Genomic DNA, 25,907 nt, shown 5'->3' with positions numbered 1-25,907 from the left:
GTGATATTCCGGTGAAACCTTCCGAATATCGGGGTTTCCGGTCCAGGACAGTGTCTATGGACTTTCGTGGACGGGGGGAGGACAATCTGCCCGATATCGGGCAGAAAACCGGTGCGTCCGGCGTTGCACCCATACACCGGCGGCGGGAGGTCCCGCCACGGCCGGCATTCCACCCGCAACAGGTACGGAGGACAAGGAAGGACCATGGCCACCGATTACGATGCCCCTCGGAAGACCGAGGAAGATGTCAGCGAGGATTCCCTGGAGGAGCTCAAGACGCGCCAGTCGGGGAAGCAATCCTCCGCGGTGGACGTCGATGAAACCGAGCTCGCCGATGGCTTCGAATTGCCGGGAGCCGACCTCTCAGGAGAGGAACTCCTGATTCAGGTCATGCCGCCCCAGGCGGACGAATTCACGTGTTTCAACTGCTTCCTGGTCAAACACAGGTCCCAGATCGCCGCCGAGAGGGGTGGGCACCTGTACTGCACCGAGTGCGAGAGCTAAAAGACAGGACAAGCCGTGTGGCTGGTAGCTGTCATTTTCGCGGTGCCGTCAGCGCCGAAACGAGCTCATCCGGCCTCCGGGACGACGCCAGCCAGTAAGGTGTCCGGTCCGCCGGGTCCGTGATCTCGATCTTGACCACAGGGTCGATCCAACCCCGGAAGCACATATATGCCAGCCCATTGAGGCGGGGGCCTCGTTCTGCCGTGGCTTCCGCTTTCTTGAATGCCTGGACCGAACCCACAAACTTGCGGTCGATACTCGCCCGGCCCACACGAACGGTGTCAGGTGTGACGGTGATGGTGGGAGTGGAAAGCACCAACATGATGGTCATGATGGCCAGCAAGACGAGGGCGGCGATGATGCCAGTGGCGGCGCTGATGGGACCAAACATGAGGACGCCGGCGCCCGACAGGCCAACAACCACAATCCATATCCACACGGACGGCCACAGTTTCTCCGTGTACAGGACCTCCGAGGACGAGGGGGAGTTCCGGGCAGGCACAGGGACGGACTGGTCAGGCGTAGGCATGGGTCCAGCTTATCCGGCGATGGACTGCCGCTGCGTCCATGTCCGGTGATCACGTGGGCTGGGAGGTAGGGCACAGGAGATGCCACTCACCGTAGAATGGTCCACTGTGAGCAACGAGACCGCAGTATTCAGTACAGACGAAGCCCCCGCGAAAGCGGACAGCAGCACCCCCGCGGACAGCAGCACCCCCGCAGGATACGGAGCCCCCACATTGGACGTGCAGTTGAAAATGCTCGACGCCGGGTTGGAAGCACCCTCGTATGCGCACCCTGGCGATGCCGGCGCCGACCTCCGTGCCCGTGAGGATGTCTACCTCGCCCCGGGCGAGCGGAAGCTTGTTCCCACTGGTGTTTCCATTGCGCTGCCCCACGGATTCGTGGCCCTCATCCACCCGCGCTCGGGCCTGGCCACCAAGCACGGACTGACCGTCGTGAACGCCCCCGGGACGGTGGATGCCGGTTACCGCGGCGAAATCGCGGTCACGCTGCTCAACACTGACCAAAACCATGCCATCGACCTCAAGCGCGGCGATAGAATTGCACAGATGGTGATTCAGCGCGTTGAATACGCGCGGTTCGTGCCGGTAGACCAATTGACTGATTCCGTTCGAGGAACCGGCGGCTTCGGTTCCACCGGCGGCTTCAACGCACCGAAGGCCTGAGCAGACCACTCAATCGGCGTGCGTTGCAGACCGGGACTTGGCTCATTGGTTTGGTTTACGTGGTTGAACGTGGTTGCGGTTTACTTGGGGATAGACCACTACTAAGGAGAAAACCCAATGCTTTTTGGGCGCGGCAAGAAGTCCAAGGACGAGCGGTCGGAGACCGCCGGTACCGTCGACGAATCCGGTACCGAGGCGCAGAGCCCTGAACCGGACGGGGTGGGCACGCGAGGCGACTTCCGGCTGGGTAAAGGCCCCCTGGACGTAGATGAGATTGAAAGCCACGATGGCTACGTTGATCTTGGTGCGCTGCTGATCGCGCCGGCAGAAGGTCTTCAGCTAAGGCTCGAGGTGGAAGAAGCCACCCAGCGCGTGGTCGCTGTGACATTGGACCTTGCCGGATCCAGCCTCCAGCTCCAAGCCTTCGCGGCTCCCCGTTCCGAGGGGCTGTGGGAGGAGATTCGGGAACAGATCAACCAGTCTGTGGCCAGCCAGGGCGGTGAAACCGAGGAAATTGCCGGAACGTTCGGCACGGAGCTCGTGGCCAAACTCCCCGCAGAAGCCGCTGATGGCAGCCGCGGATTCCGGGCAGCCCGCTTCATGGGCGTGGACGGACCCCGCTGGTTCCTCCGTGGCGTCCTCGGCGGGGAAGCGGCGTTGGACCGCGACGCCGCAGCCGGGTTGGAAGAGCTCTTCCGCCGAGTGGTGGTGGTTCGCGGTGACAACCCGATGCCGCCGCGCGAGTTGCTGCAGCTCCGCCTGCCCAAGGACGCAGCTGTGCCAGGACAGGCCGGTGCTCCCCAGAATGCTCCCGAGTTGCAGCAGCCGGAGCGGGGCCCGGAGATCACCCAGATTGGCTGATTCCCCGGGTCTTGGCGGATTCGCCGACCAGCAGCCCCACAGGCAGGGAGTGCGCGACCTTCCTGCCCGGGGCAGGGCCGTGTGCACCGGATTCATTGAATCGGTGACGCACCAACCACCCAGCGAACAGCCTTTCTTTTCAGCTGTGGTGGTGGACGCCCTGAGGCCCGGAGCCCGCTCGGCTGTGTCCCCTGGAGGGACTGGAAAGCCCAACGACCGCCTCCGGGTGATCTGGTTGGGCCGAACCCGTGTTCCGGGAATTGAAGCCGGAGTGCGGCTTCGACTCAAGGGCATGGTGACACGGGTGGACGGTCTCCCGGCCATGTTCAATCCACGCTACGAAATTCTTTCCCGTCAGGAGCATCTATGACCCCGGCCAACGGTTCGGAACCGAAGGACACCGTGCGGCCGACGCCGCACGATGACGAGGCACCGTTGTCGGATGCCGCCAAAGCCGGCGTGGAAGGGCCCAGCATGTCGGATCTCGCTGCCGGATACGCCGAAAAGGCCGGGCTTCACCGGAACAGCGCGGGCCACGTCGACATGCTGAAATCCGCGGGTGGAGTTCAGGGCATCGCCGAGAGCATCATCCCCGGCCTGGTCTTCCTGGTGGCGTTCACCATCACCCGTGACCTGACGCCGTCGCTGATCGCGGCCTTGGCTGCCGCAGCCGTGTTCACGGTTGTTCGCCTGATCCAGCGACGTCCCCTGACGCAGGCGCTTGCCGGTGTGGTCGGCGTCGGAATTTCCGCCTGGTTGGCCAATACCACCGGAAAGGCGGAGGACTTCTACGTCCTGGGCTTCTTCACCAACATCGCCTACATCGCAGCCATGGTCCTCTCCATCGCGCTCAAATGGCCGGTGGCAGGCCTGCTCTTTGGTTTCGTTCGTAACGAGGGACTGGAGTGGCGAAAGGATCCCGAACGCCTGAAGGCCTACAAACTCGGTACCTGGATCGTCGTGGCTGTCCTGGCGCTCCGGTTGGTGGTGCAGGTGCCGCTGTACTTCATGGGGGAGGGCGGCCTGACAGCGTTGGCCACCACCAGGCTTCTCATGGGTGCCCCGCTCTACATCCTTGGCCTGTGGGTGGCTTGGCTGGTCACCAAGCCCGCGCCTCAGCCGTCGAAGCCGTCGTCCGCGGTCTGATCGGTTACTTCGGGACCGCCTTCCCGGGGTTCCTGCCCGTCAGCGGATCCCGGTGACAGCAGGGCTCGCAGACCGTCCTCTGCGGCTATGGTGGTGACGAAGAAAAGCTCGTCGCCGCCGTCCAGGACGTCGTCTCGGGTGGGTGTGATGGGGGCTTGGTCGCGAAGAATGGCCACCAGTGTTGCATCCTCCGGCCATTCGATCCCTCCCACCGTGCTGCCAATGATGTGCGAGTCGTGCGGGACGGTGAATTCGACGATCGAGGCCACACCGGTCTGAAGGGTCAGCAAACGGACGATGTCGCCGATCTCCACGGCCTCTTCCACCAGGGCTGTCATGAGCTGCGGCGTGTTGACCGCGACGTCGACGCCCCAGGAATCGTTGAACATCCAGTCATTCTTGGGGTTATTGACACGGCCAACGGTTCGCCCCACGCCGAATTCAGTCTTGGCGAGCAGCGACACGACAAGATTGACTTTGTCGTCGCCCGTGGCGGAAACCACGACGTCGGCATCCTCAAGTTTGGCGTCCTGCAGGGTGCTCAGTTCGCAGGCATCGCCCACCAGCCAGCGGGCACCACGCAGTCCACTGCGACCGATGACCTCGGGTTTGAGGTCTATCAGCAGGATCTGGTGGTTGTGGGCGAGGAGCTCACGGGCAATGGACGAGCCGACGCTTCCTGCGCCAACGATGACAACTTTCACTAAGACTCCTTGGCGGGTGCTTTGGCGAGGATCCGGCTGGTTTCGGATGCCCTGTCCAGGCTCACCATCGCGTGGACGGTGTCGCCTTCCTGGTAGGCCGTGCCTGTCTGGGGCAGCAGGCCCTCGCCGAACCGGGTGAGGAAGGCGATGCGGATTCCCGAGGCGGCCTCGATGGAGTTGAGGCTGTGTCCAATCCAGTCCGGGTGCAGATCCACTTCAGCCAGGACCAGGCGTCCTGAGGGCTCGCGGTAATCCCCGGCCAGGTGTTGCTCGGGAAGAATACGGCGTAGAACCTGGTCGGCGCTCCATCGCACGGCCGCAACCGTAGGGATACCGAGGCGCTGGTAGATTTCGGCGCGGCCGGGATCGTAGATGCGGGCAACGACGTGGGCAACGTGGAACGTCTCGCGGGCCACTCGGGTAGCCAGGATATTCGAATTGTCTCCACTGGAAACGGCGGCAAAAGCGTAAGCCTCTTCGACACCGGCCTGCTTCAAGGTGTCCCGGTCGAAGCCGACGCCGGTGACCTTGCGCCCGGTGAACGTGTTGCGGAGCCGGCGGAAAGCCCGCTCATCCTGATCGATGATGGCCACCGAATGGCCTGCATCCTCCAGAGTGTGTGCAAGGGTCGCGCCGACGCGGCCGCAACCCATGATCACGAAGTGAGCCACCATGTCTCCTAATGTGTGTTGTCCCTGCCGCTCGGTATGACTTTACCGGTGCGTCGTGCGTAAGCCCGCGACCGCCGTCATGACATCGCTGGTGATTCAGAGTAGCTTTGCGGAGTGCTGACAATTCTGAATGCCGCAAAGCGGGTGTTGGTGGGCCGGCCTGTCCGGAATGACCGCCTGTCCCACACCTTGTTGCCCAAACGCATCGCTTTGCCGATCTTCGCCTCGGATGCCTTGTCCTCGGTGGCATATGCCCCCGATGAAATCCTCCTGACGCTGGCCCTGGCAGGCGTCAGCGCCGTGGCGTTTTCACCGCTGGTTGGGCTGGCGGTCATGGTGGTTTTGCTCACAGTCGTGGCGTCCTACCGCCAAAACGTCCATGCGTATCCGTCCGGGGGAGGCGACTATGAAATTGCGAACGTCAACCTCGGCAAGTACGCCGGACTCACCGTCGCTTCCGCCCTGCTGGTGGATTATGTGCTGACTGTGGCGGTGTCCATGTCGTCGGCGGCTACCTACCTGACCACCGCCATCCCGTCGCTTCATGGACAACAGGCGCTGATCGCCACGATTGGTGTCGTCATCCTCGCGCTGGTGAACCTCCGTGGTGTCAAGGAAGCCGGGACACTCTTCGCCGTCCCCACCTACATCTTCATGGCTTCCATCCTCGGCATGACCGCGGTAGGTATTTTCCAGGCCATCACGGGCCAGCTGGGGGAAGCGCCCTCGGCGAACTTCACCATTGTTCCCGAACCCGGCTTCGATGAAGGACTGGTGGGCTTGGCTGGCGCATTCCTGCTGTTGCGGGCGTTCTCCTCTGGCGCCGCAGCCCTGACAGGGGTGGAAGCCATCAGTAACGGCGTGCCGAATTTCCGGAAACCGAAAAGCAAGAATGCCGCTACCACGCTTTTGCTCCTGGGTGTCATTGCGGCATCCATGCTTGCCGGAATCCTGTACCTGGCCAACGCCACCAAGGTGCACATTGTCCTGGATCCCGCCAGGGAGTTCCTGGTGGATGGCAAACCGCTTCCTGAGGGCTACATCCAGACCCCTGCGATCAGCCAGATAGCCGACACCATTTTCGGTTCCGGCTCCATCCTCTTCTATGTCGTCGTCGCAGCAACGGGCGTCATCCTGGTTTTTGCCTCCAACACGGCCTTCAATGGTTTCCCGGTGCTGGGTTCCATCCTCGCCCAGGACGGCTACCTTCCACGCCAGCTCCGCACGCGGGGTGACAGGCTGGCGTTCAGTAACGGCGTCCTCGCCCTTGCGGCAGGCGCGCTGGTCTTGATCCTGGCGTTCAACGCCGACGTCACCAAACTGATCCAGCTGTACATTGTGGGCGTCTTCATTTCGTTTACGGCCAGCCAACTCGGCATGATCCGGCATTGGGGCCGGGAACTGAAGCTGGCCAAGGACAAAGCTGTCCGCCGCCGGATCTTCAAGTCGCGCACCATCAACATGCTGGGGTTCGGCATGACGGCCTTGGTGCTTGTCATTGTCCTGATCACCAAGTTTGAGCAAGGTGCCTGGATTGCACTCCTCGCCATGTTCGTCTTGTTCCTGATCATGTGGAGCATCCGCGCACACTATGACAACGTGGCGAAGGAACTTGCCGTGGATGAAGACTCGTCACCGCGTGCCCTCCCCACACGGGTCCACGCTGTGCTCCTCGTCTCCCACGTCCGCAAGCCGGTCCTTCGGGCCCTGGCCTATGCACGGGCTTCGCGGCCATCGCGCCTGGATGCTGTGACCGTGGACATTAACACCGAAGAGACTGAACACACTGTCAGGGACTGGGAGAAACTGGAGATTCCCGTCCCACTGACCGTGTTGGCCAGCCCCTACCGTGAGACCGTGACCCCCATCATGGACTACATCAAGAACATGCGCCGTGACTCACCGCGGGACTTGATAGTGGTGTACATCCCCGAATACGTGGTGGGCAAGTGGTGGGAACAATTGGTCCATAACCAGACCGCACTCCGAATCAAGACCCGGCTCCATTTCGAGCCCGGCGTCATGGTTGCCAGCGTTCCGTGGCAGCTGAAGTCGTCCGAAGAAGCAAAGGCACTGCAGGATACCTAAATGACCTCCCACAGCAATTCCTCCCCAACCGAACACAGCGAAGGTCAGGGCATCAATGGCACTGAAATCGTCGTGGACGTGGGGCCCATCGCCCACGGTGGGCACTTCGTCGCCCGCCACGAAGGCCGCGTCATCTTCGTCCGCCATGCCATCCCGGGCGAGAAGGTTCGTGTCCGACTGACCGACTCAGGCGACTCATCGCGCTTCTGGCGCGCCGACGTCGTCGAGGTCCTGGAAGCTTCTCCGGACCGCGTGGCGCACTTCTGGAAGCTGGCGGACTCGCTGGGCTCCTGGAAGTGGGGCGGTCCGCCGGTGGGCGGCGCCGAACTGGGCCACATATCACTTCAGCGGCAGCGGGCCCTGAAGGCCGACGTCCTGGCCGAACAGCTCAAGCGGCTGGCCGGATTGGACCTCGCCACCCAGGTGGAAGCCGTGGGTAACAACCACGACGGCGGACTGGGCTGGCGTACTCGCGCCAGTTTCGCGGTCACCACCAAAGGGCGGTTGGGCATGCATGCCCACCGCTCGGACGTAGTGGTTCCTGTCAAGGAAATGCCCTTGGCGGTCCAGGGGATCAACGAGCTCCGGCTGTGGGACCTTGACCTGTCGGGCATCGCCCGCGTGGAAGTCGCTGTTCCCTCCAACGGTTCCCGGCCCTTGGTGCTGCTGGCGCCCGAGGAAGGCACCAGCCCCAAGCGGCTGCACAGCATCCTGGCGCAACTGCCGCATGACATTTCGGTGGCGAGCTTCGACCCCAGCAAGGGCGAGGTCCTGCAGTTGCGGGGGAGGACCTGGGTGCAGGAGACGGCCGCAGGCCATGAATACCGCGTCACGGGGGAAGGCTTCTGGCAAATCCATAAGGATGCGCCCAACACGCTGGTAGGCGCCGTAACGGACTACCTTTCCGGAGGTGGGTACTTGCAGCCGGGCGCCGCAGTTGCCGACCTGTACGCCGGTGCAGGCCTCTTTACGGCCCCCTTGGCCGACGCAGTGGGAGTCACAGGGTCGGTGCTTTCCGTTGAAGGCGCACCCGGAACCAGCCGCGACGCCCGAAAGAACCTCCATGGCGAACCACAGGTGGAAATCGTCCAAGGACGCGTCGAACGCGTGCTGCATCAGCGAGCCCGCAGCTTCGATTCAGTGGTCTTGGACCCACCTCGTGCCGGCGCAGGCAAGGCTGTGGTCAAGCAGTTGATGGCAACCGGGCCCCGCGCAATTGCGTATGTGTCCTGCGACCCCGCCTCGTTCGCGCGTGATCTGGGTTACTTCCATCAGGGCGGGTGGCGCTTGGAGTCGCTGCGGGCTTTTGATCTGTACCCCAATACCCATCACTTGGAAACCGTGGGCCTCATCGTCCCGGCAGCATAACCGCGACCCCGCCCGCCCGCCGCGGTGCAGCGGGCGGGACCGCGGGTTTCGGAGCTTACGCCACGGCAGTGCCGCAATGGAGATGTATGCCACTACGATGGCTGTAGTAGTCCCGCCCCGCGCAGTTCCGCGCCGCGGACAGGGGTGACCAAGAGAGATGTGCCGCCCGGCTAAGTAAGGTGCGCCTAACTGGCTAGCGGCCAACCACGCGACAAAGATGAAACTGTTGCGAGAGGAGTCCTGCCATGAGCACTGTGGACAGCTTCGGTTCCAAAGGCGTACTGAATGTAGCCGGCACCGATTATGAAATTTTCCGGTTGAACTCCGTAGAAGGCGCAGACAGCCTTCCGTTCAGCCTTAAGGTATTGCTTGAAAACCTCCTGCGGACTGAGGATGGCGCCAATATTACGGCGGACCATGTCCGCGCCCTGGCCGGTTGGGATCCCAATGCGGAGCCCGACACGGAAATCCAGTTCACCCCGGCACGAGTCATCATGCAGGACTTCACTGGCGTGCCCTGCGTCGTTGACCTCGCCACCATGCGCGAAGCCGTTAAGGAACTCGGCGGTGACCCCAAGCGCGTCAACCCGTTGGCTCCTGCAGAAATGGTCATTGACCACTCCGTCCAGATTGACGCCTTCGGTAACTCCGGCGCACTGGAGCGCAACATGGAGATCGAGTACCAGCGCAATGGTGAGCGCTACCAGTTCCTTCGCTGGGGCCAGACGGCCTTCGACGACTTCAAGGTTGTTCCCCCGGGAACCGGCATCGTCCACCAGGTCAACATTGAGTACCTGGCACGGACCGTCATGACCCGCGAAATCGACGGCGTTCTGCGTGCCTACCCCGACACCTGCGTTGGCACCGACTCCCACACCACCATGGTCAACGGCCTCGGCATCCTGGGCTGGGGCGTTGGCGGTATCGAAGCTGAGGCAGCAATGCTCGGCCAGCCCGTCTCCATGCTGATTCCCCGCGTTGTTGGCTTCAAGCTCAACGGCAGCATCCCGGCCGGAGCCACCGCTACCGACGTCGTTCTGACCATCACCGAAATGCTGCGCAAGCACGGTGTCGTTGGCAAGTTCGTTGAGTTCTACGGCGAAGGCGTTGCAGCCGTGCCGCTGGCCAACCGCGCCACCATTGGCAACATGAGCCCGGAATTCGGTTCCACGGCTGCCATGTTCCCGATCGACGATGTCACCTTGGACTACCTGCGCCTCACCGGCCGCTCCGAAGCAAATGTCGCCCTCGTGGAGGCATACACCAAGGAACAGGGCCTCTGGCACGATCCCTCCCGCGAACTGCGCTTCTCCGAGTTCCTGGAATTGGACCTGTCCACGGTCGTTCCGTCCATCTCGGGCCCGAAGCGTCCGCAGGACCGCATCGAGCTCACGGACGCCAAGGAGCAGTTCCGCAAGGACATCCACAACTACGTCTCCATTGAAGACGGCAGTGTGGACGAGGCCCTGGATGAATCCTTCCCGGCATCCGATTCGCCGTCGTTCACGCACGCCGATTCGCACACCACGGAGACGGCACGCGTTGCATCCGCTGCGAACGGTGCGCACGGCCGCCCGTCCGCGCCTGTGCACGTCAAGACTGCCGATGGCCGCGAATTCGAACTGGACCACGGCGCTGTGTCGATCGCCTCGATCACCTCTTGCACCAACACGTCCAACCCGTCGGTCATGCTGGCTGCTGCCCTCCTGGCACGCAACGCCGTGGACAAGGGCCTGACATCCAAGCCGTGGGTCAAGACCTCCGTGGCTCCTGGCTCCAAGGTTGTCACCGACTACTACGAGAAGTCCGGCCTGACCCCCTACCTGGAGAAGCTCGGCTTCTACATTGTGGGTTACGGTTGCGCCACCTGCATTGGCAACTCGGGTCCGCTTGAGCCGGAAATCTCCGAGGCCATCCAAGCCAACGACCTCTCTGTCACGGCTGTCCTGTCGGGTAACCGTAACTTCGAAGGCCGCATCAACCCGGACGTCAAGATGAACTACCTGGCTTCGCCGCCGCTGGTCATCGCCTACGCCCTGGCCGGTTCCATGGACTTCGACTTCGAGACTGACGCCCTGGGCACGGACTCCGAAGGCAACGAGGTCTTCCTCAAGGACATCTGGCCGAACCCCACCGAGGTGCAGGAAGTCATCGACTCCTCCATCGACGAGGCCATGTTCGCCAAGGGTTACGAAGGCGTCTTCGACGGGGACGACCGCTGGAAGGCGCTCGACACCCCTGCCGGTGACACCTTTGCCTGGGCAGAGGACTCCACCTATGTACGGAAGCCCCCATACTTCGAGGGCATGAAGGCGCAGCCGGATCCCGTCAAGGACATCTCCGGCGCCCGTGTGCTCCTGAAGCTTGGCGATTCCGTCACCACGGACCACATCTCCCCGGCCGGCTCCTTCAAGTCGGACACTCCTGCCGGCCAGTACCTCCTGGCCAACGGCGTGGAGCGCAAGGACTTCAACTCCTACGGCTCACGCCGTGGCAACCACGAAGTCATGATCCGCGGTACCTTCGCCAACATCCGCATCAAGAACCAGCTCCTGGACGGCGTCGAAGGTGGCTTCACCCGCGACTTCAGCCAGGAAGGCGCACCGCAGGCCTACGTCTACGACGCCGCCCAGAACTACCAGGCTGCGGGAACGCCGCTGGTTGTCCTGGCAGGCAAGGAATACGGTTCCGGTTCGTCCCGTGACTGGGCAGCCAAGGGCACTGCGCTCCTGGGTGTCAAGGCAGTCATCGCCGAGAGCTACGAGCGCATTCACCGCTCCAACCTGATCGGCATGGGTGTCCTTCCGCTCCAGTTCCCGGCCGGCGAGTCGGCTGCAACGCTGGGCCTGACCGGTACGGAAACCTTTGCAGTTGAGGGCGTCACCGAGCTGAACAACGGCACCACGCCGAAGACGCTCAAGGTGACAGCTACGGCAGAAGACGGAACGTCAAAGTCGTTCGACGCTGTCCTGCGTATCGATACTCCGGGTGAAGCGGACTACTACCGCAACGGTGGCATCCTGCAGTACGTACTGCGCCAGATCTCCGCGTAGCGAACCGGCTGGTTACCAGCTGATTCCAAGCCAGACAGCCCCGGCTGGTCGCCCGACCAGCCGGGGCTGTTGGCGTCCGGAACACCGGCTCCCGGAGATCGGTGCCAAGGGCAAACGCGCGGGCCCCGGCACGCGCTAAAGTTAACGAGCACGTCATTCACCCTAAGGAGGGCCGTTGGGACTTTTGGAAACCGTCAAGGATCCACAGGACCTGGCCAAACTGTCCGGCCAGGAGCTGGAACAACTGGCCGGAGAAATCAGGGAATTCCTGATCACCAACGTAGCCGCTACGGGTGGACACCTCGGTCCGAACCTGGGTGTCGTTGAGCTCACACTGGCTGTCCACCGGATCTTTGAGTCCCCGCGGGACAGCATCGTTTTCGATACCGGGCACCAGTCCTATGTGCACAAGCTCCTGACCGGCCGCCAGGACTTCAGCACGCTCCGCCAGCAGGGCGGACTGTCCGGTTATCCGGAACGGGCTGAGTCCGAGCATGACATTGTGGAGAGCTCGCACGCGTCGTCGTCGCTTTCGTGGGCCGATGGCATTTCACGTGCCCGCCAGCTGACCGGCGAAGGCGACCGGTTCGTCGTCGCGGTTGTCGGGGACGGCGCCCTTACAGGCGGCATGACGTGGGAAGCAATCAACAACATTGCCGCTGACAAGCGGCGACGCGTGGTCATTGTTGTCAACGACAACGGGCGCTCGTATGCCCCTACCGTCGGTGGCCTTGCCGATTACCTTGCGTCCCTGCGACCCACCATCGACTCGCTGCGTACCGCCCCGGCGTACGAGGGAATGTTGGACTGGTGGAAGCGGAAGCTGCAGAATGGCGGCCCTGCAGGACAGTTCACGTACAAGAGCCTCCATGCCATGAAAAAGGGCATCAAGGACTGGTGGGCACCTCAAGGGATGTTCGAAGACCTTGGCATGAAGTACATCGGGCCTGTGGACGGACACAACCTTCAGGCCATGGAGCATGCGCTGAATACAGCCAAAGCCTATGGCGGACCCGTGATCGTGCACGCGATGACGGAGAAGGGCCATGGCTACGCTCCGGCACTTGCCAATGAGGCCGACCAATTCCATGCGGTGGGAATCATCGACCCCGAAACGGGCGAGTCCACCGAAATGCCGGGTGCCAGGTCCTGGACCTCAGTGTTCGCCGAGGAGATCGCGGACATAGCGGACGAGCGTCCCGACATCGTAGGCATCACCGGCGCCATGCTCATTCCTGTGGGGCTGCATAAGTTCGCTGAGCGCCACCCGGAGCGTGTCATTGATGTTGGCATTGCCGAGCAGCACGCCCTCACTTCCGCTGCGGGCATGGCCTTCGGCGGCTTGCACCCGGTGGTGGCGGTTTATGCGACCTTCCTGAACCGCGCCTTTGACCAGCTCCTCATGGACGTGGCGTTGCACAAGGCCGGCGTTACGATCGTCTTGGATCGTGCCGGTGTGACCGGACCGGATGGTCCAAGCCACCACGGCATGTGGGACATGGCCATGGTCCAGATCGTGCCGGGACTCCACTTGGCCGCCCCTCGCGATGCCAGCCGGCTCCGCGAGGAACTGCGGGAGGCTGTCGCCATCAATGACGCCCCCACGGTGGTGAGGTTCTCCAAAGGCAGCGTGGGATCCGAGGTGGAGGCCATCGAGCGTCTCCACGACGGCGTGGACATCCTCGCCCGGCGCCCGGAGGGTTCCACAGAGAACGACGTCCTGATCGTCAGCGTGGGTGCCATGTCGGAGCTCGCACTCGATGTTGCCGCTCGCTTGGGCGCCCAAGGCATCAGTTCAACGGTGGTGGACCCCCGTTGGGTCCTTCCTGTCCGCAAATCCATCATTGCCCTCGCTGCACGCCACCGCTTGGTGATCTGCATTGAGGACGGCGTCAGGGCCGGCGGCGTAGGATCGCGAATTCGCCAGGAAATGCGCGCCGCAGGGGTAGACACTGCCCTCAACGAAGTAGGTCTGCCGGTGGAATTCCTGGTCCACGGTTCCCGCAGTCAAGTACTTGAGCGCGTAGGGCTCACCGCCCAGAAGATCACCCACGACGTCGTAGCCCAGGTTTTGGGCACGAAGGTCCCCTTTGCCAGGCCCCTCCCGGGCCAGGAGCACCCGACCACCGGCAGTCTGCCCACGTTGTGAGCGACGGTCGCGGTCCGGGCGCACTGCAGCCCGGCGATCTGGTTGTGGCGAGAAACAGGAAGTGGAACGGCACCGCGCATTGGGTTGTGCCCGGCACCTACCTCGGTGAAGACATCCACGGCTGGTGGATCTTTCAGGGAGCAGGTGAGTTTTGTTCCCGTCCGGGGGCGGCCTTCTACACCGCCTCGGACGCGGTCCTGCTGGTCCCGCGAGCGGGGGAGTTCGTGGCCACGTTCTACGACGACTCATATCCTGGCGACTTCCGGATTTACGTAGACCTCGCCACTGCCCACGCCTGGAACCCGATCAGACCGGGTGTCACTGAGTTCCACATGATCGACATGGACCTGGACGTCATCCGCTCCACCAAGCACGGGGTGTTCGTGGATGACGAAGACGAGTTCGATGATCACAGGGTGGCCATGGGCTATCCACAACCAATGGTGGCCGCCATGCGGGCAGAATGCACGGCCCTTTTCGAAGCAGTGGACACCATGAAAGCACCATTCGACATCACCGGCCATAACAGCACCAGTGCTGAGTGGTTCAGGAAAGGACGAGCATGAGCGGCATTATCCGTACGTACAAGCGGGACGAAGAGGGAGTCCTTCACTTCCGGGAGGCCTGGTACGACGACGAAGACCAGCAGTTCGTGGTCAACCACGGCGTGGTTGGCCACCAGAGCAAGACTGATGAAACAGGCGTGGACGACGACTCCACGGTGGAAGGGCTGATGGATGCCTTTGCCGCCCAATGCGAAGAAGATGGATACGCCGAAATTCCCGAGTCCGAGCAGTTTTGGGTTGTTGCCCAGCTGGCCCTTAAGACCAAGGACGGTACCGAGCGGGATCGGCACCTTGAACGAAAGGCAAAGGCAGCCCTCACTGGTGAATTGGCGTGGCGGGGCCTCGGCATCGTGGATCGCTCCGAAATTGGCAACAGCCGCCTGAACATCTTCTGCCTTTGCCCGGACGTCAGCAAGGCAGTAAACGCCATCAAGATCTGCGTTCGTGGCGAGGACCTGGATTTCACCAAGCTCACCATCGCGGCAGCACCCCACAGCGATCCCACTGCGTTCAAGGTCAAGCACTCGCCCAAGCAGGGCGTGGGCTTTACTCTCTAAGTAGCACCCAACGCACCAGGAGGATCTCCATGCCGTCCAAGAGCAACTGGCCCGGCCATACGCCCCTCCCCAAGGGACTTGCTGCGCCGGCAAAGAGGGCGCTGGCCCACGAGGGGATTGAGACATTGGAGCAGTTGGCTGAGTTCGGTGAAGTGGAAGTGTCAAAGCTCCACGGAATGGGTCCGGCGGCCATTGCCCAACTGGAGGACGCTATGGAAGAGTCCGGAATCTCGTATGGGCCTCGGTAGCGTCGTGTGATCTTTTTGTTGCCTCAGGTGACAATCTGCCCGCAGGCGCGATATAGGCTGAATCCATGACTGAATACCGACGCCTTGGCCATTCCGGACTCACCGTCTCAGCTGTTGGGCTGGGCTGTAACAATCTGGGCCGTGCCAACACCCCTACAGAGTCCCAGGAAGGAACAGACGCTGTTGTCCATGCCGCCGTTGACGCTGGTGTGACCTTCTTTGACGTCGCCGATGTCTATGGTCGTGAGCCGGGCCTCAGCGAGGTCATGCTGGGGAAGGCACTCAAAGGTCGCCGCGACGACGTCGTGATCGGTACCAAGTTCGGCATGGACATGCGTGGCGTCAACGGTAACGATTTCGACGCCCGTGGCTCGCGTCGGTACATCGTGAAAGCGGTTGAAGCGTCGCTTCGCCGCTTGGATACGGAATGGATCGATCTCTATCAGTTCCACACCCCGGATCCGCGGACTCCCATCGAGGAGACGCTCTCCGCCCTGGATGACCTGGTGTCCAGCGGGAAGGTTCGCTACATCGGACATTCAAACTTTGCGGGCTGGCAGATCGCCGAGGCTGAGTATGTGGGACGACAAGGCGGTGGTGCACGGTTCATTTCGACCCAGAACCACTACAACCTCCTGGACCGTCGCGCTGAGCTGGAAGTACTTCCGGCCGCCGGGGCGTTCTCCCTGGGTGTCCTCCCGTACTTCCCCTTGGCCAATGGACTCCTCACTGGAAAGTACTCCGCTGGAAAGGCCCCGGAAGGCTCGCGGCTGAGCCACACCCGCACCAACTTGGTTCACGACGCCGACTGGGAGCAGCTGGGCCGCTTTGGCCAGTTCGCCAAGGAACGTGACATCAGCGAACTCCAGTTGGCTTTCTCCTGGTTGGCTGCGCAACCAGGTGTCAGCAGCGTCATCGCCGGTGCAACCCGTCCCGAGCAAATCCGTGAGAACGCCGAAGCAGTGTGCTGGGTGCCAACACAGGAGGACCGCGAGGAACTCGACGACATCTTCCCCCGCGCTCCGAAGGTGGCACTCTTCTAGGCAGGACGCAGGACGCAGGACGCAGGACGCAGGACGCAAGAGGGCCGGGGGGGGGGGGGGGGGGGGGGGGGGGGGNNGTGGCTGGAGCAGGTGCTCCAGCCACGGCCCTCCTGCGTTAAGCGTCCTGTTGCTTAGGCAGGTGCCGAAGCAACGCCCGGAGCAAGGAATCGCTTGCCGTTGACACGCTCTGAGGCGCCCACCCGATCCAAGTATGGTGTGATTCCGCCCAGGAACATCGGCCAGCCGGCACCCATGATGACGCAGAGGTCGATGTCTTCGGGGCCAGCCACGACCCCTTCTTCCAGCATGAGCCCAATCTCTTCCGCCAGCGCATCCTGCGTGCGCCGCAGGACCTCCTCGCCAGTGGACGGCGTGTTGCCGAAGGACATGATGGCCAGCGTCTCAGCGGGGATGACAGGCGTTCCGTCCGGGCCGGGTACCCAGAGGGACTTGACGCCGTTGTCGATGAGTTTTTGCAAGTTCTGCGATACAGGGAACCGTTCGCCGAAGGCTGCGTGCAGGGACTCCTGGACGTGCTGGGCTACCGGCAGGCCCACCATTGCACTGAGGGTGAACGGAGACATGGGCAGGCCCATGGGTCGCAGGGCGGTGTCCGCCACTTCGGCAGGTGTTCCTTCATCGAATGCGGCGATGACCTCGCCCATGAGGCGCAGCAGGATGCGGTTCACAACGAACGCGGCAGCGTCCTTGACGAGAACAGCCGTCTTCTTCAGACCCTTGGCGAGTTCGAAAGCGGTGGCCAGGACGGCGTCGTCGGTCTTGGGGGCCCGCACGATCTCCAGGAGGGGCATCACTGCAACCGGATTGAAGAAGTGGAAGCCCACCAGCCGTTCCGGATGCTTTAGGTCCTCGGCCATGGCCGTGACGGACAACGAGGACGTATTGGTGGCGAGGATGCACTCCGGTGAGACGATTTCCTCCACCTCGGCGAAGACCTGCTTCTTGATGTGGAGTTCTTCGAAGACGGCTTCGATGACGAAATCGGCATCAGCGAACACCGCCTTGGACACGGAACCTGTAACAAGGGCCTTGGTCCGGTTGGCGGCGTCGGGCTTGATCCGTTTCTTGGCCAGCATCTTGTCGACTTCGGCGTGCACGTACGCCACTCCCTTGTCCACCCTGGCCTGGTCGATATCCGTCATCACCACAGGGACCTTCAGCTGCCTAGCGAAAAGCAACGCCAGCTGGCTGGCCATGAGGCCGGCACCAACGACGCCGATCTTGGTTACCGGGCGGGCCAACTTACGGTCGGGGGCGCCTGCCGGGCGCTTGGAGCGCTTCTGGACGAGGTCCAGGAACGCGTACACCGTGGAACGGAACTCGTCCGTCTGCATGAGGCCGGCGAGGGTCTCGCATTCCAGCGCAGCAGAGTCCGCCTGCGTCATGGTGCGGTTTGCCTCCATGACGTCAAGAACCTTGGCCGGCGCGGGTGAGGCGTTGGACGTCTTGGCCTCAACGAAGGCGCGACCTGCAGAAATCGCGGCCGCCCAGCGCGCGGCGACACCTTGGTCAGCGGGATCAACAGCGTTGTCACGATCCGGCGTCACATCGCCGGTGATGACGCTGGCCGCCCAGGCGAGGGACTGCTCCACGAAGTCGGCCGGTTCAAAGATAGCGTCCGCAACGCCGAGTTCAAAGGCCTGGGGTCCGGTGAGGGTCCGGTTGTTGCTGAGGGGGTTCTCGATCATCACCTTGACTGCGTTCTCGGGACCGACGAGGCGCGGCAGGATGTAAACGCCGCCCCACCCCGGCACGAGGCCGATGAACGCTTCAGGCAGGGCAAGTGCGCCCGCACCTGTGGAGACGGTCCGGTAGGTGGACTGCAGTGCTATTTCAAGCCCGCCGCCCAGGGCAAGGCCGTTGATGAAGGCAAAGCTGGGAACGCCAAGATCGGCCAACGTAGCGTAAACGGCGTGGCCGAGCTGGGCCATCCAGAGGCCGTGTTCGCGTTCTTTGAGCGTCTTGACCGCGGAGAGATCGGCACCTGCCACCAGGAAATACGGCTTGCCTGTGACTCCGACGCCCACGATTTCACCGCGGGAGGCCCGGTCCTTGAGGTCCTCCAGGACGCCGCCGAGTTCCACCAGGGTGTTGGGACCCAGGGTGGTGGGCTTGGAGTGGTCCAGCCCGTTGTCCAGGGTAATCAGGGCAAACGTCCCGGCGCCGCCAGGGAGCTGGATGTCCTGGACGTAGGAATGCGTCACGATTTCATCGGGGAACAGGGCGGCGAGCTTCTGGAATTCGGCGGCGCTCATGCTGCGGCTCCTTCTGTGACGGCTGTGACGGCTGTGGTGGCTTGGTCAGAGGTGGAAGATGCGTAGTCGGCGTGGTGGGGGTTCTCCCAGATCACCGTGGCTCCCATGCCCAAGCCTATGCACATGGTGGTGATGCCGTAGCGAACCGAGGGATCCTCCTGGAACTGGCGTGCAAGCTGGTTCATGAGGCGAACGCCGGATGATGCGAGCGGATGCCCGACGGCGATGGCCCCGCCATAGCGGTTGACGCGGGGGTCGTCATCAGCGATGCCGAAGTGGTCCAGGAAGCTGAGGACCTGGACGGCGAAGGCCTCGTTGATCTCGAACAGTCCGATGTCTTCAATGCCCAACCCGGCGTTCTTGAGGGCCTTCTCCGTGGCGGGAACCGGGCCTATGCCCATGACCTCAGGCTCGACGCCGGCGAAGGCATACGAGACCAGGCGCATCTTGACGGGCAGGCCGAGTTCCTCGGCGGCTTCGGCCGATGCCAGGACCGCTGCTGTGGCGCCGTCGTTCAGTCCCGCGGCGTTGCCTGCGGTGACCCGGCCGTGAGCGCGGAATGGAGTACGCAGTTCGGCCAGGTCTTCCACAGTGGTTCCGGGGCGCGGAGGCTCGTCTGTCGTGTGGAGAGTCCAGCCCTGGCCCGGCTTCATGGTGGCCACGGGCACGAGGTCGTGCTGGATTTGCTCGTTGGCGTAGGCCGCGGCGAGCTTGGCCTGGGAAGCTGCCGCGTAGGTGTCCGTGCGGTCCTTGGTGATGGCGGGGAAGCGGTCGTGCAGGTTCTCGGCCGTGTTGCCCATGTTCAGCGCTGCGGGGTCTACCAGTCGCTCGGACATGAAGCGAGGATTGGGGTCGGCGCCGGCGCCCATGGGGTGGTTGCCCATGTGTTCAACGCCTCCGGCGATGACGACGTCGTAGGCGCCGAAGCCGATGCCGCTCGCCGTCGTCGTCACTGCCGTCATGGCTCCGGCGCACATGCGATCTATCGCGAAGCCGGGGACGGTGCGGGGGAGTCCGGCCAGCAAAGCGGCCGTGCGGCCGATGGTGAGGCCCTGGTCTCCGGTCTGGGTGGTGGCTGCGATGGCCACCTCGTCGACGCGGTCCGCGGGCAACGAGGGGTTCCGCCTCATGAGTTCGCGGATGCACTTGACCACGAGGTCATCGGCGCGGGTACCGGCGTAGATGCCTTTCTCTCCGGCCTTGCCGAAAGGGGTGCGGACCCCGTCCACGAAGACAACGTCACGGACGATCCTCTGAGCACTGCGTGTTGGACTCATGTATTACTCCTCGTTGAGACATGGCACAGGATCCGCAAGGCGGGTCCCGTTGGCATTACTGCAATGTTACTCATGAGTAACTTAGCTTGCAAGGTCTGTTAAGCCCGCGGCGGGAGGAAGGTGCTGGCACGCAAAAGGCCCGCCACCGCGAAGGGAGATTCGGGTGACGGGCCTGCAGACCAACGCAATCAGTCGGAGTCCTTGGATTGTTGCGCTTCCTTGGATTTGGACTCCTTGGCCGGAAGCGGTTGGGGGTTCAGGCATGCTTCGGTGAGGATCGGAGCGGCGAAGGAGATTTGCCATTCGCGTGCACCGAGCGCCCGCAGCTCCGCCGAGATGGATTCCAACGAGGCATCAGCCGGGGGTCGCCAGGCAACCCGACGCAAGTAGTCGGGAGTCAGCAGGTTTTCGACGGGCAGGTTGAGTTCGTCGGCCTTGGCTTGCAGGGCCGGCCGGGCGGTGGCCAACCGTGCCGCCGCTTCCGGATCCCGGTCAACCCACACCCGTGGTGGGGGTGGCGCGTTGGTGGGCAAATGCAGGGGCGGGAGGTCCGTGATGGTGCGGGCGTTCGTGATGCAGCGCAACCAACGGGGCGCTTCACGTTGGGCGGACCTGCCGTGGAACCCCTTGGTCGCCAGAAGTTGCGGGACCGTTGTGGGCATGGCCTTTGCTGCAGCGACGAGGGCAGAGTCGGGGATGAGTCGACCGGGCGCTACGTCGCGTTTCCTTGCGAGTTGATCGCGTTCCTGCCACAGTTCACGGACGGCTGCCAGTTGGCGGCGGTCACGGATCTGGTGGAGCCCGGAGGTTTTGCGCCATGGATCGACCCGCGGCGGGGAGATGCCGGCGGCGAGGATTCCCGCGAACTCCTGCTCTGCGTACTCCAGCTTGCCGTCCGCTTCCAGCAGTTCAATGAGTTCCTCGCGGAGTTCAGCAAGGACTTCGACGTCCAGGGCGGCGTACCGCAGCCACGGTTCCGGAAGGGGACGGGTGGACCAGTCTGCGGCAGAGTGTTCCTTCGCGAGTCCGAAGCCGAGAAGCTGCTCGATAACAGCTGCCAGCCCGACGCGGGGGAGTCCGGCGAGCCGGGCCGCCAGTTCTGTGTCGAAAAGCTTGTCCGGCCACATCCCCAGCTCCGACAGGCAAGGCAGGTCCTGGGTGGCTGCGTGCAGGATCCATTCGACGCCACGGAGGGCGTCATTGATGATGTCCAGGTTGTCGAAGGGCTCGGGATCGATCAGCCAGGTGCCCGCACCCTCACGCCGGATCTGCACCAGGAAGGCGCGCTGGCCGTAACGGAATCCGGATGCGCGCTCGGCGTCCACGCCGGCAGGTCCTGTGCCGGCGGCGATGGCGGCTGCGCACCGCTCCAAACCGGCCGCTGTGTCGATGACCAACGGCACGCCTTCGCGTGGGGTATCGAGATCGATAACTTCAGGAACGTGGCTGTCGAAGCCGTCAACCTTGATGTGGGTGGTGGGATCAGCAACCGGATCGCCGGCTGTGGTTTTATCCAGATTTTCAGGGGTCATGGTGGCTTAAGCTTACCGATTCCCGCCGGAGCAGGGTGCCTTAGGGTTGTGGCCAGTCAATTGAGCCTCCTGTTGGGTAGCCCCGTGACCCCTGGCGGAAGGGGCGGAAGGCCGGCGAACGTGCAGACCATGTCTGACCACGCCTCCAAATGTGCTTGGACGTCGGCACTGGCGGGAGTCCAGGACGCGCGAAGTTCGATGTCAATGGTGTCCGGACGGTCAGCCAGGGTGCCAAAGCTTTCGGAGAGAATCCGGGTGGCAGTGCCTCCAGCAGCGCGGTACGGGGCTGCGTGGTTTTCCAAGGCGTCCACGAGCCACGTCCAGGCAACCGACCCAAGCATGGAGTCGTTTCCCATCTCGGCGTCCATTTGGGCCCGGATGTAGGTGACGATGCGGAACTCGCCTTCCCAAACGGCGGAACCATCGGGGTCGTGCAGAAGGATAAAGCGGCCCGTGGCCAACTCGTCGTCCTCTTCACTGGCCGGAGCGTTGCTCTGGCTCGCGGCGAAGGCTTTGGCCACGGGCCCATGGACGGGGACCTGCCGGGTGGCCGCGGTGGGGCTGAAGACTTCTGCGCCCAGGGCAACTGCGTAGGGTGCCAGACGTGCGGGTGCGGGGATCTCGTCAAGCCGCAGTTCGCTGCGGCATTGTGCTTTTCGTAGCGTTCCCAGGGCGAAGAGAAAGTCCGCGGGAACCTGTGCGAGGGCGTTCACCCTCGCAGGTTATGCGCCCGGGACGGCGATTCTGTGCAGGCTCGCCGCCCCGGATTGCATAGGGTTGCGCGTCAGGCCAGCTCGCCCTTGATCGCCGCCACAAAGGCGTCAATGTCTTCCTCTGTAGTGTCGAAGGAACACATCCACCGGACCTCGCGTCGTGCAGCGTCCCAGTCGTAGAAAGCGAAGGACTGACGCAAGCGATCGGCAACCCCGGCGGGGAGAATGGCGAAGACGCCGTTGGACTGTGTGGCCTGGGTGGGTTCCACGCCGTCGATTTCTTCCACGGCGGAGCGCAGGCGCGCCGCCATAGCGTTGGCGTGGGCTGCCGAGCGCAGCCACAGTCCGTCTTCAAGCAAGGCGATGAACTGGGCGGAGATGAAGCGCATCTTGGAAGCCAGCTGCATGTTCATCTTGCGCAGGAACTTCAGGCCGTAGGCGGCTTCAGGGTTCAGGGCCACCACCACCTCACCGAAAATCAGGCCATTCTTGGTGCCACCGAAGGAAAGTATGTCCACGCCTGCGTCGCGGGTGAATGCCCGAAGGGGGACGCCCAAGTACGCCGCTGCGTTGGCGAGCCGGGCACCGTCCATGTGCAGTTTCATGCCCTTGGCGTGCGCATGGTCGGCAATGGCGCGCACTTCCTCCGGCGTGTAGCACGTGCCTAGTTCGGTGGTTTGGGTAATGGAGACCACCAGTGGTTGGGCACGGTGTTCATCGCCCCAGCCCCATGCTTCCCGGTCGATCAGTTCGGGCGTGAGCTTTCCATCATCGGTGGGCACCTGCAGGAGCTTGATCCCGCCGATGCGCTCCGGTGCGCCGTTCTCATCCATGTTGATGTGGGCAGTGGAGGCACAGATCACCGCTCCCCAGCGGGGCAGCAGGGACTGCAGGGACAGGACGTTGGCGCCGGTACCGTTGAACACCGGGAAGCACTCGATGCCCTGGCCGAACTGCTGCTCCATGACCTCCTGGAGGCGGGCTGTGTACACGTCCTCACCGTAGGAAACCTGGTGCCCCCCGTTGGCTGTGGCCAGCGCTGCCAGGACTTCGGGATGGACACCGGAGTAGTTGTCCGACGCGAAGCCGCGGACCGAAGGGTCATGCAGCTGTCCTGATGCTGCTGTCCCGCTCTGGATTGCCTCTGTTGTGCTCGTCACTTGTTCATTCACGCTTTCAAGTCTATTTGGCCAGCAGGATGCGCTGGCCGTTCAGGGTTGCTGCCGGTTGTTCAAAAAGTCCGACGGCGGCAGCGGCCAGGTCTTCGACGTCCGTGTAACCGGGGAATCGACGTTCAGGATGCTCACGACGCATGGCATCGTCAACGAGAGCCTTGACCACGAAGATGACTGCTGCGCTGTGCTGCTCGGTGGTCGGGTGGGGCTGCTCGGTGATTGCGTCGCCATTACCGGACTGGGTGCGACGGAAACCGTCGGCCACTGCCATGGTCCAGGCTTCCGCCGCTGCCTTCGCCGCTGCGTAGCTGGCGACGGCGGCGGTGGGAGCCGAGGCGCTGGTGGACGAAACCATGGCGAATCGTCCGCGCGCAGAAGCTTCGAGCTGGCTGTAGAAAACCCTGGAGACGTTCCGCAGCGTGGTGATCGCGCCCCGCTCCAAGGCTTCCCAGTCCTCATCGCTTTGGTCCTCGATGCCCTTCGCTCCGCGCCAACCGCCGACGAGGTGGATGACCCCGTCGACGCCCCCAATGCCGAGGCCCTCGATGGCTGAAGCCAGTTGACGTACGGATTCAAGACTGGCGAGATCGCAGACCAGTGGCGTAACGCCGTCGCCGGCCTCAAGGGCAGCAGCCTGGATTCTGTCTTCGTCCGAGCCCACGGTGAGCACCCTGTGGCCAGCCGCAGCCAGCGCCCGGGCGGCAGCGACGCCGGAAGCGCTGCTGCCGCCCGTCACCAGAACAGTCAAAACGGTCATCAGGCCGCCGTTGCGCCGGTGATGCCGGTGGTGGATTCGATAACGGGGCGCATCTTCTTCTCCAGTGCTTCGTAGAACATGGACAGCGGGAACTCATCGTCCAGGACCTGATCGGTGAGTCCGCGGGGCGGGCCGTCCAGGGGCAGCGCGTCAGGTCCCTTGGCCCAGATGGATGCGGGGTGGGGAGTCACGGTGCTGGAGATGAGCTCGTAAGCCGCCAGCCAGTGGGCAGCCTTGGGACGATCAATGGAACGCCAGTATAGTTCTTCAATTTTGGCGCCGAGTTCAACCACGACAGCTGCTGCGTCATCCCAGTCGATGGAGAGCTTGCTGTCCGTCCAGTGGAGTACGTGGTGCTGGTGCATCCAGGCGAACAGGAGCTGTCCACCCAAGCCGTCGTAGTTGCGGACTCGGCTGCCGGTGATGGCGAAACGGAAAATCCGGTCGAAGATGACGGCATACTGAACGAGTTTTGCGTGCTTACGGGCATCGGGATCGGCCTCTTCGTCCTTCTCGATGCGTACGGACTCGCGGAACGCCGTGAGGTCGCAGCGCAATTCCTCGAGGGAGTAGAGGAAGAACGGCATGCGCTGCTTGATCATGAACGGATCAAACGGAAGGTCGCCCCTCATGTGGGTACGGTCGTGAATCAGGTCCCACATCACGAACGTGCGCTGCGTCAGTTCCTGGTCCTCGATCAGCTGTGCTGCATCCTCCGGCAACTCCAGGGAAGTTGTTTCCGCGGCTGCCTTGAGGACGCGCCGGAAGCGGGCGGCCTCGCGGTCGGCGAAGATGGCGCCCCACGTGAAGGTAGGTGTCTCACGGACGGCGACGGTCTCGGGGAAGAGGACCGCGGAATTGGTGTCGTAGCCGGGCGTGAAATCAACAAAGCGGATAGGAACGAAGAGCTTGTTGGAGTAGTCGCCGGCTTCCAGGCCGCCGATGAACTCGGGCCAGATGACTTCGATCAACACCGCTTCGACCAGCCTGTTGGTGCTGCCGTTCTGCGTGTACATGGGGAAGACCACCAAATGCTGGAGGCCATCGATCCGCTGCTCCTGGGGCTGGAACGCCTGGAGGGAGTCCAGGAAGTCCGGGACTCCGAACCCGCTGTTCACCCACCGGTCAAAGTCCTCAACCAGGAGCGACAGGTACTGCGCGTCGTGGCGGAAGTGCGGAGCGAGGGCCTTGATGGCGTTGGTGATCGTGGCGACGAGGCCGGCTGCTTCACCATGGACTGCAGGATCGGCAATGGAACCATCCTGCTCCTGGTGCGCTTGGAGGGCTGTTGCTGCGGCCTTGAGGGCGGTCCACTCTGCGTTGTCGGCGGTGACACGCGGGAGGGTGGGGGTGGCGATAGTGGTCATGGTGCTCGGCCCTTTCCGAAGTGGTTATTGCTTCTGGGCCGAGCGTAGCAAGCGGATAGCATCGCTAATCCAAGATTGAGCTGAGCATAAGTAATTCTTGCTCATTTGGCCCCTGAGTGAGCCCTGAGATTCAGTTCGGGAAGAGGATGCGGCGTGGCGGGGCCACTCCGGGCGGACCGCCACCGACGACGGTCCGCCCGAAAGGCCCTAGCCCTCGTCCGGGTTCACCAAACGAAGTGAAATCGAATTAATGCAGAACCGCTGGTCCGTGGGCGTACCGTAGCCCTCGCCTTCGAAGACGTGCCCTAGGTGGGAATCGCAGTTGGCGCAACGGACTTCAACCCGGTCCATCCCCATCGTCCGATCATGGAGGTACCGGACGGTGCCCTCAGCCAGCGGCGCCCAGAAGGACGGCCAGCCGCAGTGGGAGTCGAACTTTTCCCGGCTGGTGAACAATTGGCTGCCGCAGGCCCTGCATTGGTAGACGCCTTCAGTGTGCGTGTCCCAGTACTCGCCCGTATACGGCCGTTCCGTTCCCGCCTGCCGCAGGACGCGGTATTCCTCCGGCGTCAACTCCTCACGCCATTGGGAATCGCTCTTCTCCACAGGCACGGAAGACGTCTTGCTGGTGTTGTCAGGAGTGTTCATGTCTTGTGCAACGC

At 63.1% G+C, this 25,907-nt stretch carries 24 protein-coding genes; 13 read left to right on the top strand and 11 right to left on the bottom strand.

Annotated features, from left to right (window positions below; translation table 11 throughout):
• Positions 1–204: 204 nt before the first annotated feature.
• Positions 205–504: a DUF4193 domain-containing protein gene (locus ACR30Z_RS08705; protein ID WP_144652435.1), complete on the top strand. Its 300-nt coding sequence runs from the start codon at positions 205–207 to the stop codon at positions 502–504.
• 31 nt (positions 505–535) lie between these two features.
• Here ACR30Z_RS08705 and ACR30Z_RS08700 read toward each other — a convergent pair whose 3' ends face one another.
• Positions 536–1,033, bottom strand: coding sequence for a DUF3093 domain-containing protein (locus ACR30Z_RS08700; protein ID WP_167510517.1), 498 nt, complete (start codon positions 1,031–1,033; stop codon positions 536–538).
• Positions 1,034–1,112: 79 nt separating this feature from the next.
• Here ACR30Z_RS08700 and dut point away from each other — a divergent pair, with 79 nt between their 5' ends.
• The 4 genes from dut to ACR30Z_RS08680 all read left to right on the top strand — a co-directional run bounded on the left by dut (position 1,113) and on the right by ACR30Z_RS08680 (position 3,701).
• Positions 1,113–1,694 carry a dUTP diphosphatase gene (gene dut / locus ACR30Z_RS08695; RefSeq protein ID WP_144652434.1) on the top strand — a complete coding sequence of 194 codons (582 nt, stop codon included), beginning with the start codon at positions 1,113–1,115 and terminating at the stop codon, positions 1,692–1,694.
• Between the two features lie 117 nt (positions 1,695–1,811).
• Positions 1,812–2,555 (top strand): DUF3710 domain-containing protein, encoded by a 744-nt coding sequence (locus tag ACR30Z_RS08690; RefSeq protein WP_434372124.1) that lies wholly within the window; start codon positions 1,812–1,814, stop codon positions 2,553–2,555.
• Entirely contained in the window at positions 2,548–2,925 is a 378-nt protein-coding gene (locus ACR30Z_RS08685; RefSeq protein ID WP_434372123.1) for a hypothetical protein, read from the top strand. Before ACR30Z_RS08690 ends, ACR30Z_RS08685 begins: the two co-directional genes overlap by 8 nt.
• Positions 2,922–3,701 (top strand): DUF3159 domain-containing protein, encoded by a 780-nt coding sequence (locus ACR30Z_RS08680; RefSeq protein WP_144652432.1) that lies wholly within the window; start codon positions 2,922–2,924, stop codon positions 3,699–3,701. Before ACR30Z_RS08685 ends, ACR30Z_RS08680 begins: the two co-directional genes overlap by 4 nt.
• Here the strand turns inward: ACR30Z_RS08680 and ACR30Z_RS08675 are convergent.
• Positions 3,671–4,405 carry a potassium channel family protein gene (locus ACR30Z_RS08675; protein ID WP_144652431.1) on the bottom strand — a complete coding sequence of 245 codons (735 nt, stop codon included), beginning with the start codon at positions 4,403–4,405 and terminating at the stop codon, positions 3,671–3,673. The genes ACR30Z_RS08680 and ACR30Z_RS08675 overlap by 31 nt on opposite strands.
• On the bottom strand, positions 4,405–5,076 hold the full coding sequence (locus ACR30Z_RS08670; protein ID WP_144652466.1) for a potassium channel family protein: 672 nt from the start codon (positions 5,074–5,076) through the stop codon (positions 4,405–4,407). The genes ACR30Z_RS08675 and ACR30Z_RS08670 overlap by 1 nt, the downstream gene beginning before the upstream one ends.
• 114 nt (positions 5,077–5,190) lie before the next feature.
• Between ACR30Z_RS08670 and ACR30Z_RS08665 the strand changes: the two genes are divergently transcribed.
• The 8 genes from ACR30Z_RS08665 to ACR30Z_RS08630 all read left to right on the top strand — a co-directional run bounded on the left by ACR30Z_RS08665 (position 5,191) and on the right by ACR30Z_RS08630 (position 16,148).
• Positions 5,191–7,164 (top strand): APC family permease, encoded by a 1,974-nt coding sequence (locus ACR30Z_RS08665; RefSeq protein WP_434372121.1) that lies wholly within the window; start codon positions 5,191–5,193, stop codon positions 7,162–7,164.
• The gene (locus tag ACR30Z_RS08660) at positions 7,165–8,532 is read left to right on the top strand and encodes a class I SAM-dependent RNA methyltransferase (protein WP_434372120.1); all 1,368 of its coding nucleotides are present in this window, start codon (positions 7,165–7,167) and stop codon (positions 8,530–8,532) included.
• Between the two features lie 245 nt (positions 8,533–8,777).
• Entirely contained in the window at positions 8,778–11,585 is a 2,808-nt protein-coding gene (acnA, locus tag ACR30Z_RS08655; protein WP_434372118.1) for an aconitate hydratase AcnA, read from the top strand.
• Between the two features lie 175 nt (positions 11,586–11,760).
• Positions 11,761–13,734: a 1-deoxy-D-xylulose-5-phosphate synthase gene (dxs, locus tag ACR30Z_RS08650; protein WP_144652427.1), complete on the top strand. Its 1,974-nt coding sequence runs from the start codon at positions 11,761–11,763 to the stop codon at positions 13,732–13,734.
• Positions 13,731–14,300: a DUF402 domain-containing protein gene (locus ACR30Z_RS08645; protein WP_434372117.1), complete on the top strand. Its 570-nt coding sequence runs from the start codon at positions 13,731–13,733 to the stop codon at positions 14,298–14,300. The genes dxs and ACR30Z_RS08645 overlap by 4 nt, the downstream gene beginning before the upstream one ends.
• Positions 14,297–14,857 (top strand): hypothetical protein, encoded by a 561-nt coding sequence (locus tag ACR30Z_RS08640; RefSeq protein ID WP_144652425.1) that lies wholly within the window; start codon positions 14,297–14,299, stop codon positions 14,855–14,857. The genes ACR30Z_RS08645 and ACR30Z_RS08640 overlap by 4 nt, the downstream gene beginning before the upstream one ends.
• Positions 14,858–14,886: 29 nt before the next feature.
• Positions 14,887–15,105: a hypothetical protein gene (locus ACR30Z_RS08635; protein WP_144652424.1), complete on the top strand. Its 219-nt coding sequence runs from the start codon at positions 14,887–14,889 to the stop codon at positions 15,103–15,105.
• Between the two features lie 65 nt (positions 15,106–15,170).
• Positions 15,171–16,148 carry an aldo/keto reductase gene (locus ACR30Z_RS08630; protein WP_434372115.1) on the top strand — a complete coding sequence of 326 codons (978 nt, stop codon included), beginning with the start codon at positions 15,171–15,173 and terminating at the stop codon, positions 16,146–16,148.
• Between the two features lie 131 nt (positions 16,149–16,279).
• Here the strand turns inward: ACR30Z_RS08630 and ACR30Z_RS08625 are convergent, their stop codons facing one another.
• From ACR30Z_RS08625 to msrB, 8 genes are all read right to left on the bottom strand, one after another.
• Positions 16,280–18,424, bottom strand: a complete 2,145-nt coding sequence (locus ACR30Z_RS08625) for a 3-hydroxyacyl-CoA dehydrogenase NAD-binding domain-containing protein (RefSeq protein ID WP_434372114.1) — start codon at positions 18,422–18,424, stop codon at positions 16,280–16,282.
• Positions 18,421–19,701: a thiolase family protein gene (locus ACR30Z_RS08620; RefSeq protein ID WP_434372112.1), complete on the bottom strand. Its 1,281-nt coding sequence runs from the start codon at positions 19,699–19,701 to the stop codon at positions 18,421–18,423. The genes ACR30Z_RS08625 and ACR30Z_RS08620 overlap by 4 nt, the downstream gene beginning before the upstream one ends.
• A 188-nt stretch (positions 19,702–19,889) precedes the next feature.
• Positions 19,890–21,233 (bottom strand): HRDC domain-containing protein, encoded by a 1,344-nt coding sequence (locus ACR30Z_RS08615; RefSeq protein ID WP_144652420.1) that lies wholly within the window; start codon positions 21,231–21,233, stop codon positions 19,890–19,892.
• Positions 21,234–21,289: 56 nt separating this feature from the next.
• On the bottom strand, positions 21,290–21,946 hold the full coding sequence (locus tag ACR30Z_RS08610) for a DUF3000 domain-containing protein (RefSeq protein WP_434372111.1): 657 nt from the start codon (positions 21,944–21,946) through the stop codon (positions 21,290–21,292).
• 71 nt (positions 21,947–22,017) lie between these two features.
• Entirely contained in the window at positions 22,018–23,118 is a 1,101-nt protein-coding gene (locus tag ACR30Z_RS08605; RefSeq protein ID WP_434372110.1) for a threonine aldolase family protein, read from the bottom strand.
• A gap of 10 nt (positions 23,119–23,128) precedes the next feature.
• Positions 23,129–23,878, bottom strand: coding sequence for an SDR family NAD(P)-dependent oxidoreductase (locus tag ACR30Z_RS08600; protein ID WP_144652417.1), 750 nt, complete (start codon positions 23,876–23,878; stop codon positions 23,129–23,131).
• Positions 23,878–25,245 carry a DUF6421 family protein gene (locus tag ACR30Z_RS08595; RefSeq protein ID WP_144652416.1) on the bottom strand — a complete coding sequence of 456 codons (1,368 nt, stop codon included), beginning with the start codon at positions 25,243–25,245 and terminating at the stop codon, positions 23,878–23,880. Before ACR30Z_RS08595 ends, ACR30Z_RS08600 begins: the two co-directional genes overlap by 1 nt.
• A 207-nt stretch (positions 25,246–25,452) precedes the next feature.
• Entirely contained in the window at positions 25,453–25,893 is a 441-nt protein-coding gene (gene msrB / locus ACR30Z_RS08590; protein ID WP_434372108.1) for a peptide-methionine (R)-S-oxide reductase MsrB, read from the bottom strand.
• Positions 25,894–25,907: the final 14 nt, after the last annotated feature.

It is taken from the genome of Paenarthrobacter sp. FR1 (assembly GCF_051106045.1).
Taxonomy (GTDB): Bacteria; Actinomycetota; Actinomycetes; order Actinomycetales; family Micrococcaceae; genus Arthrobacter; species Arthrobacter nitroguajacolicus_A.
This window is presented reverse-complemented; position numbering and strand designations above follow the sequence as displayed.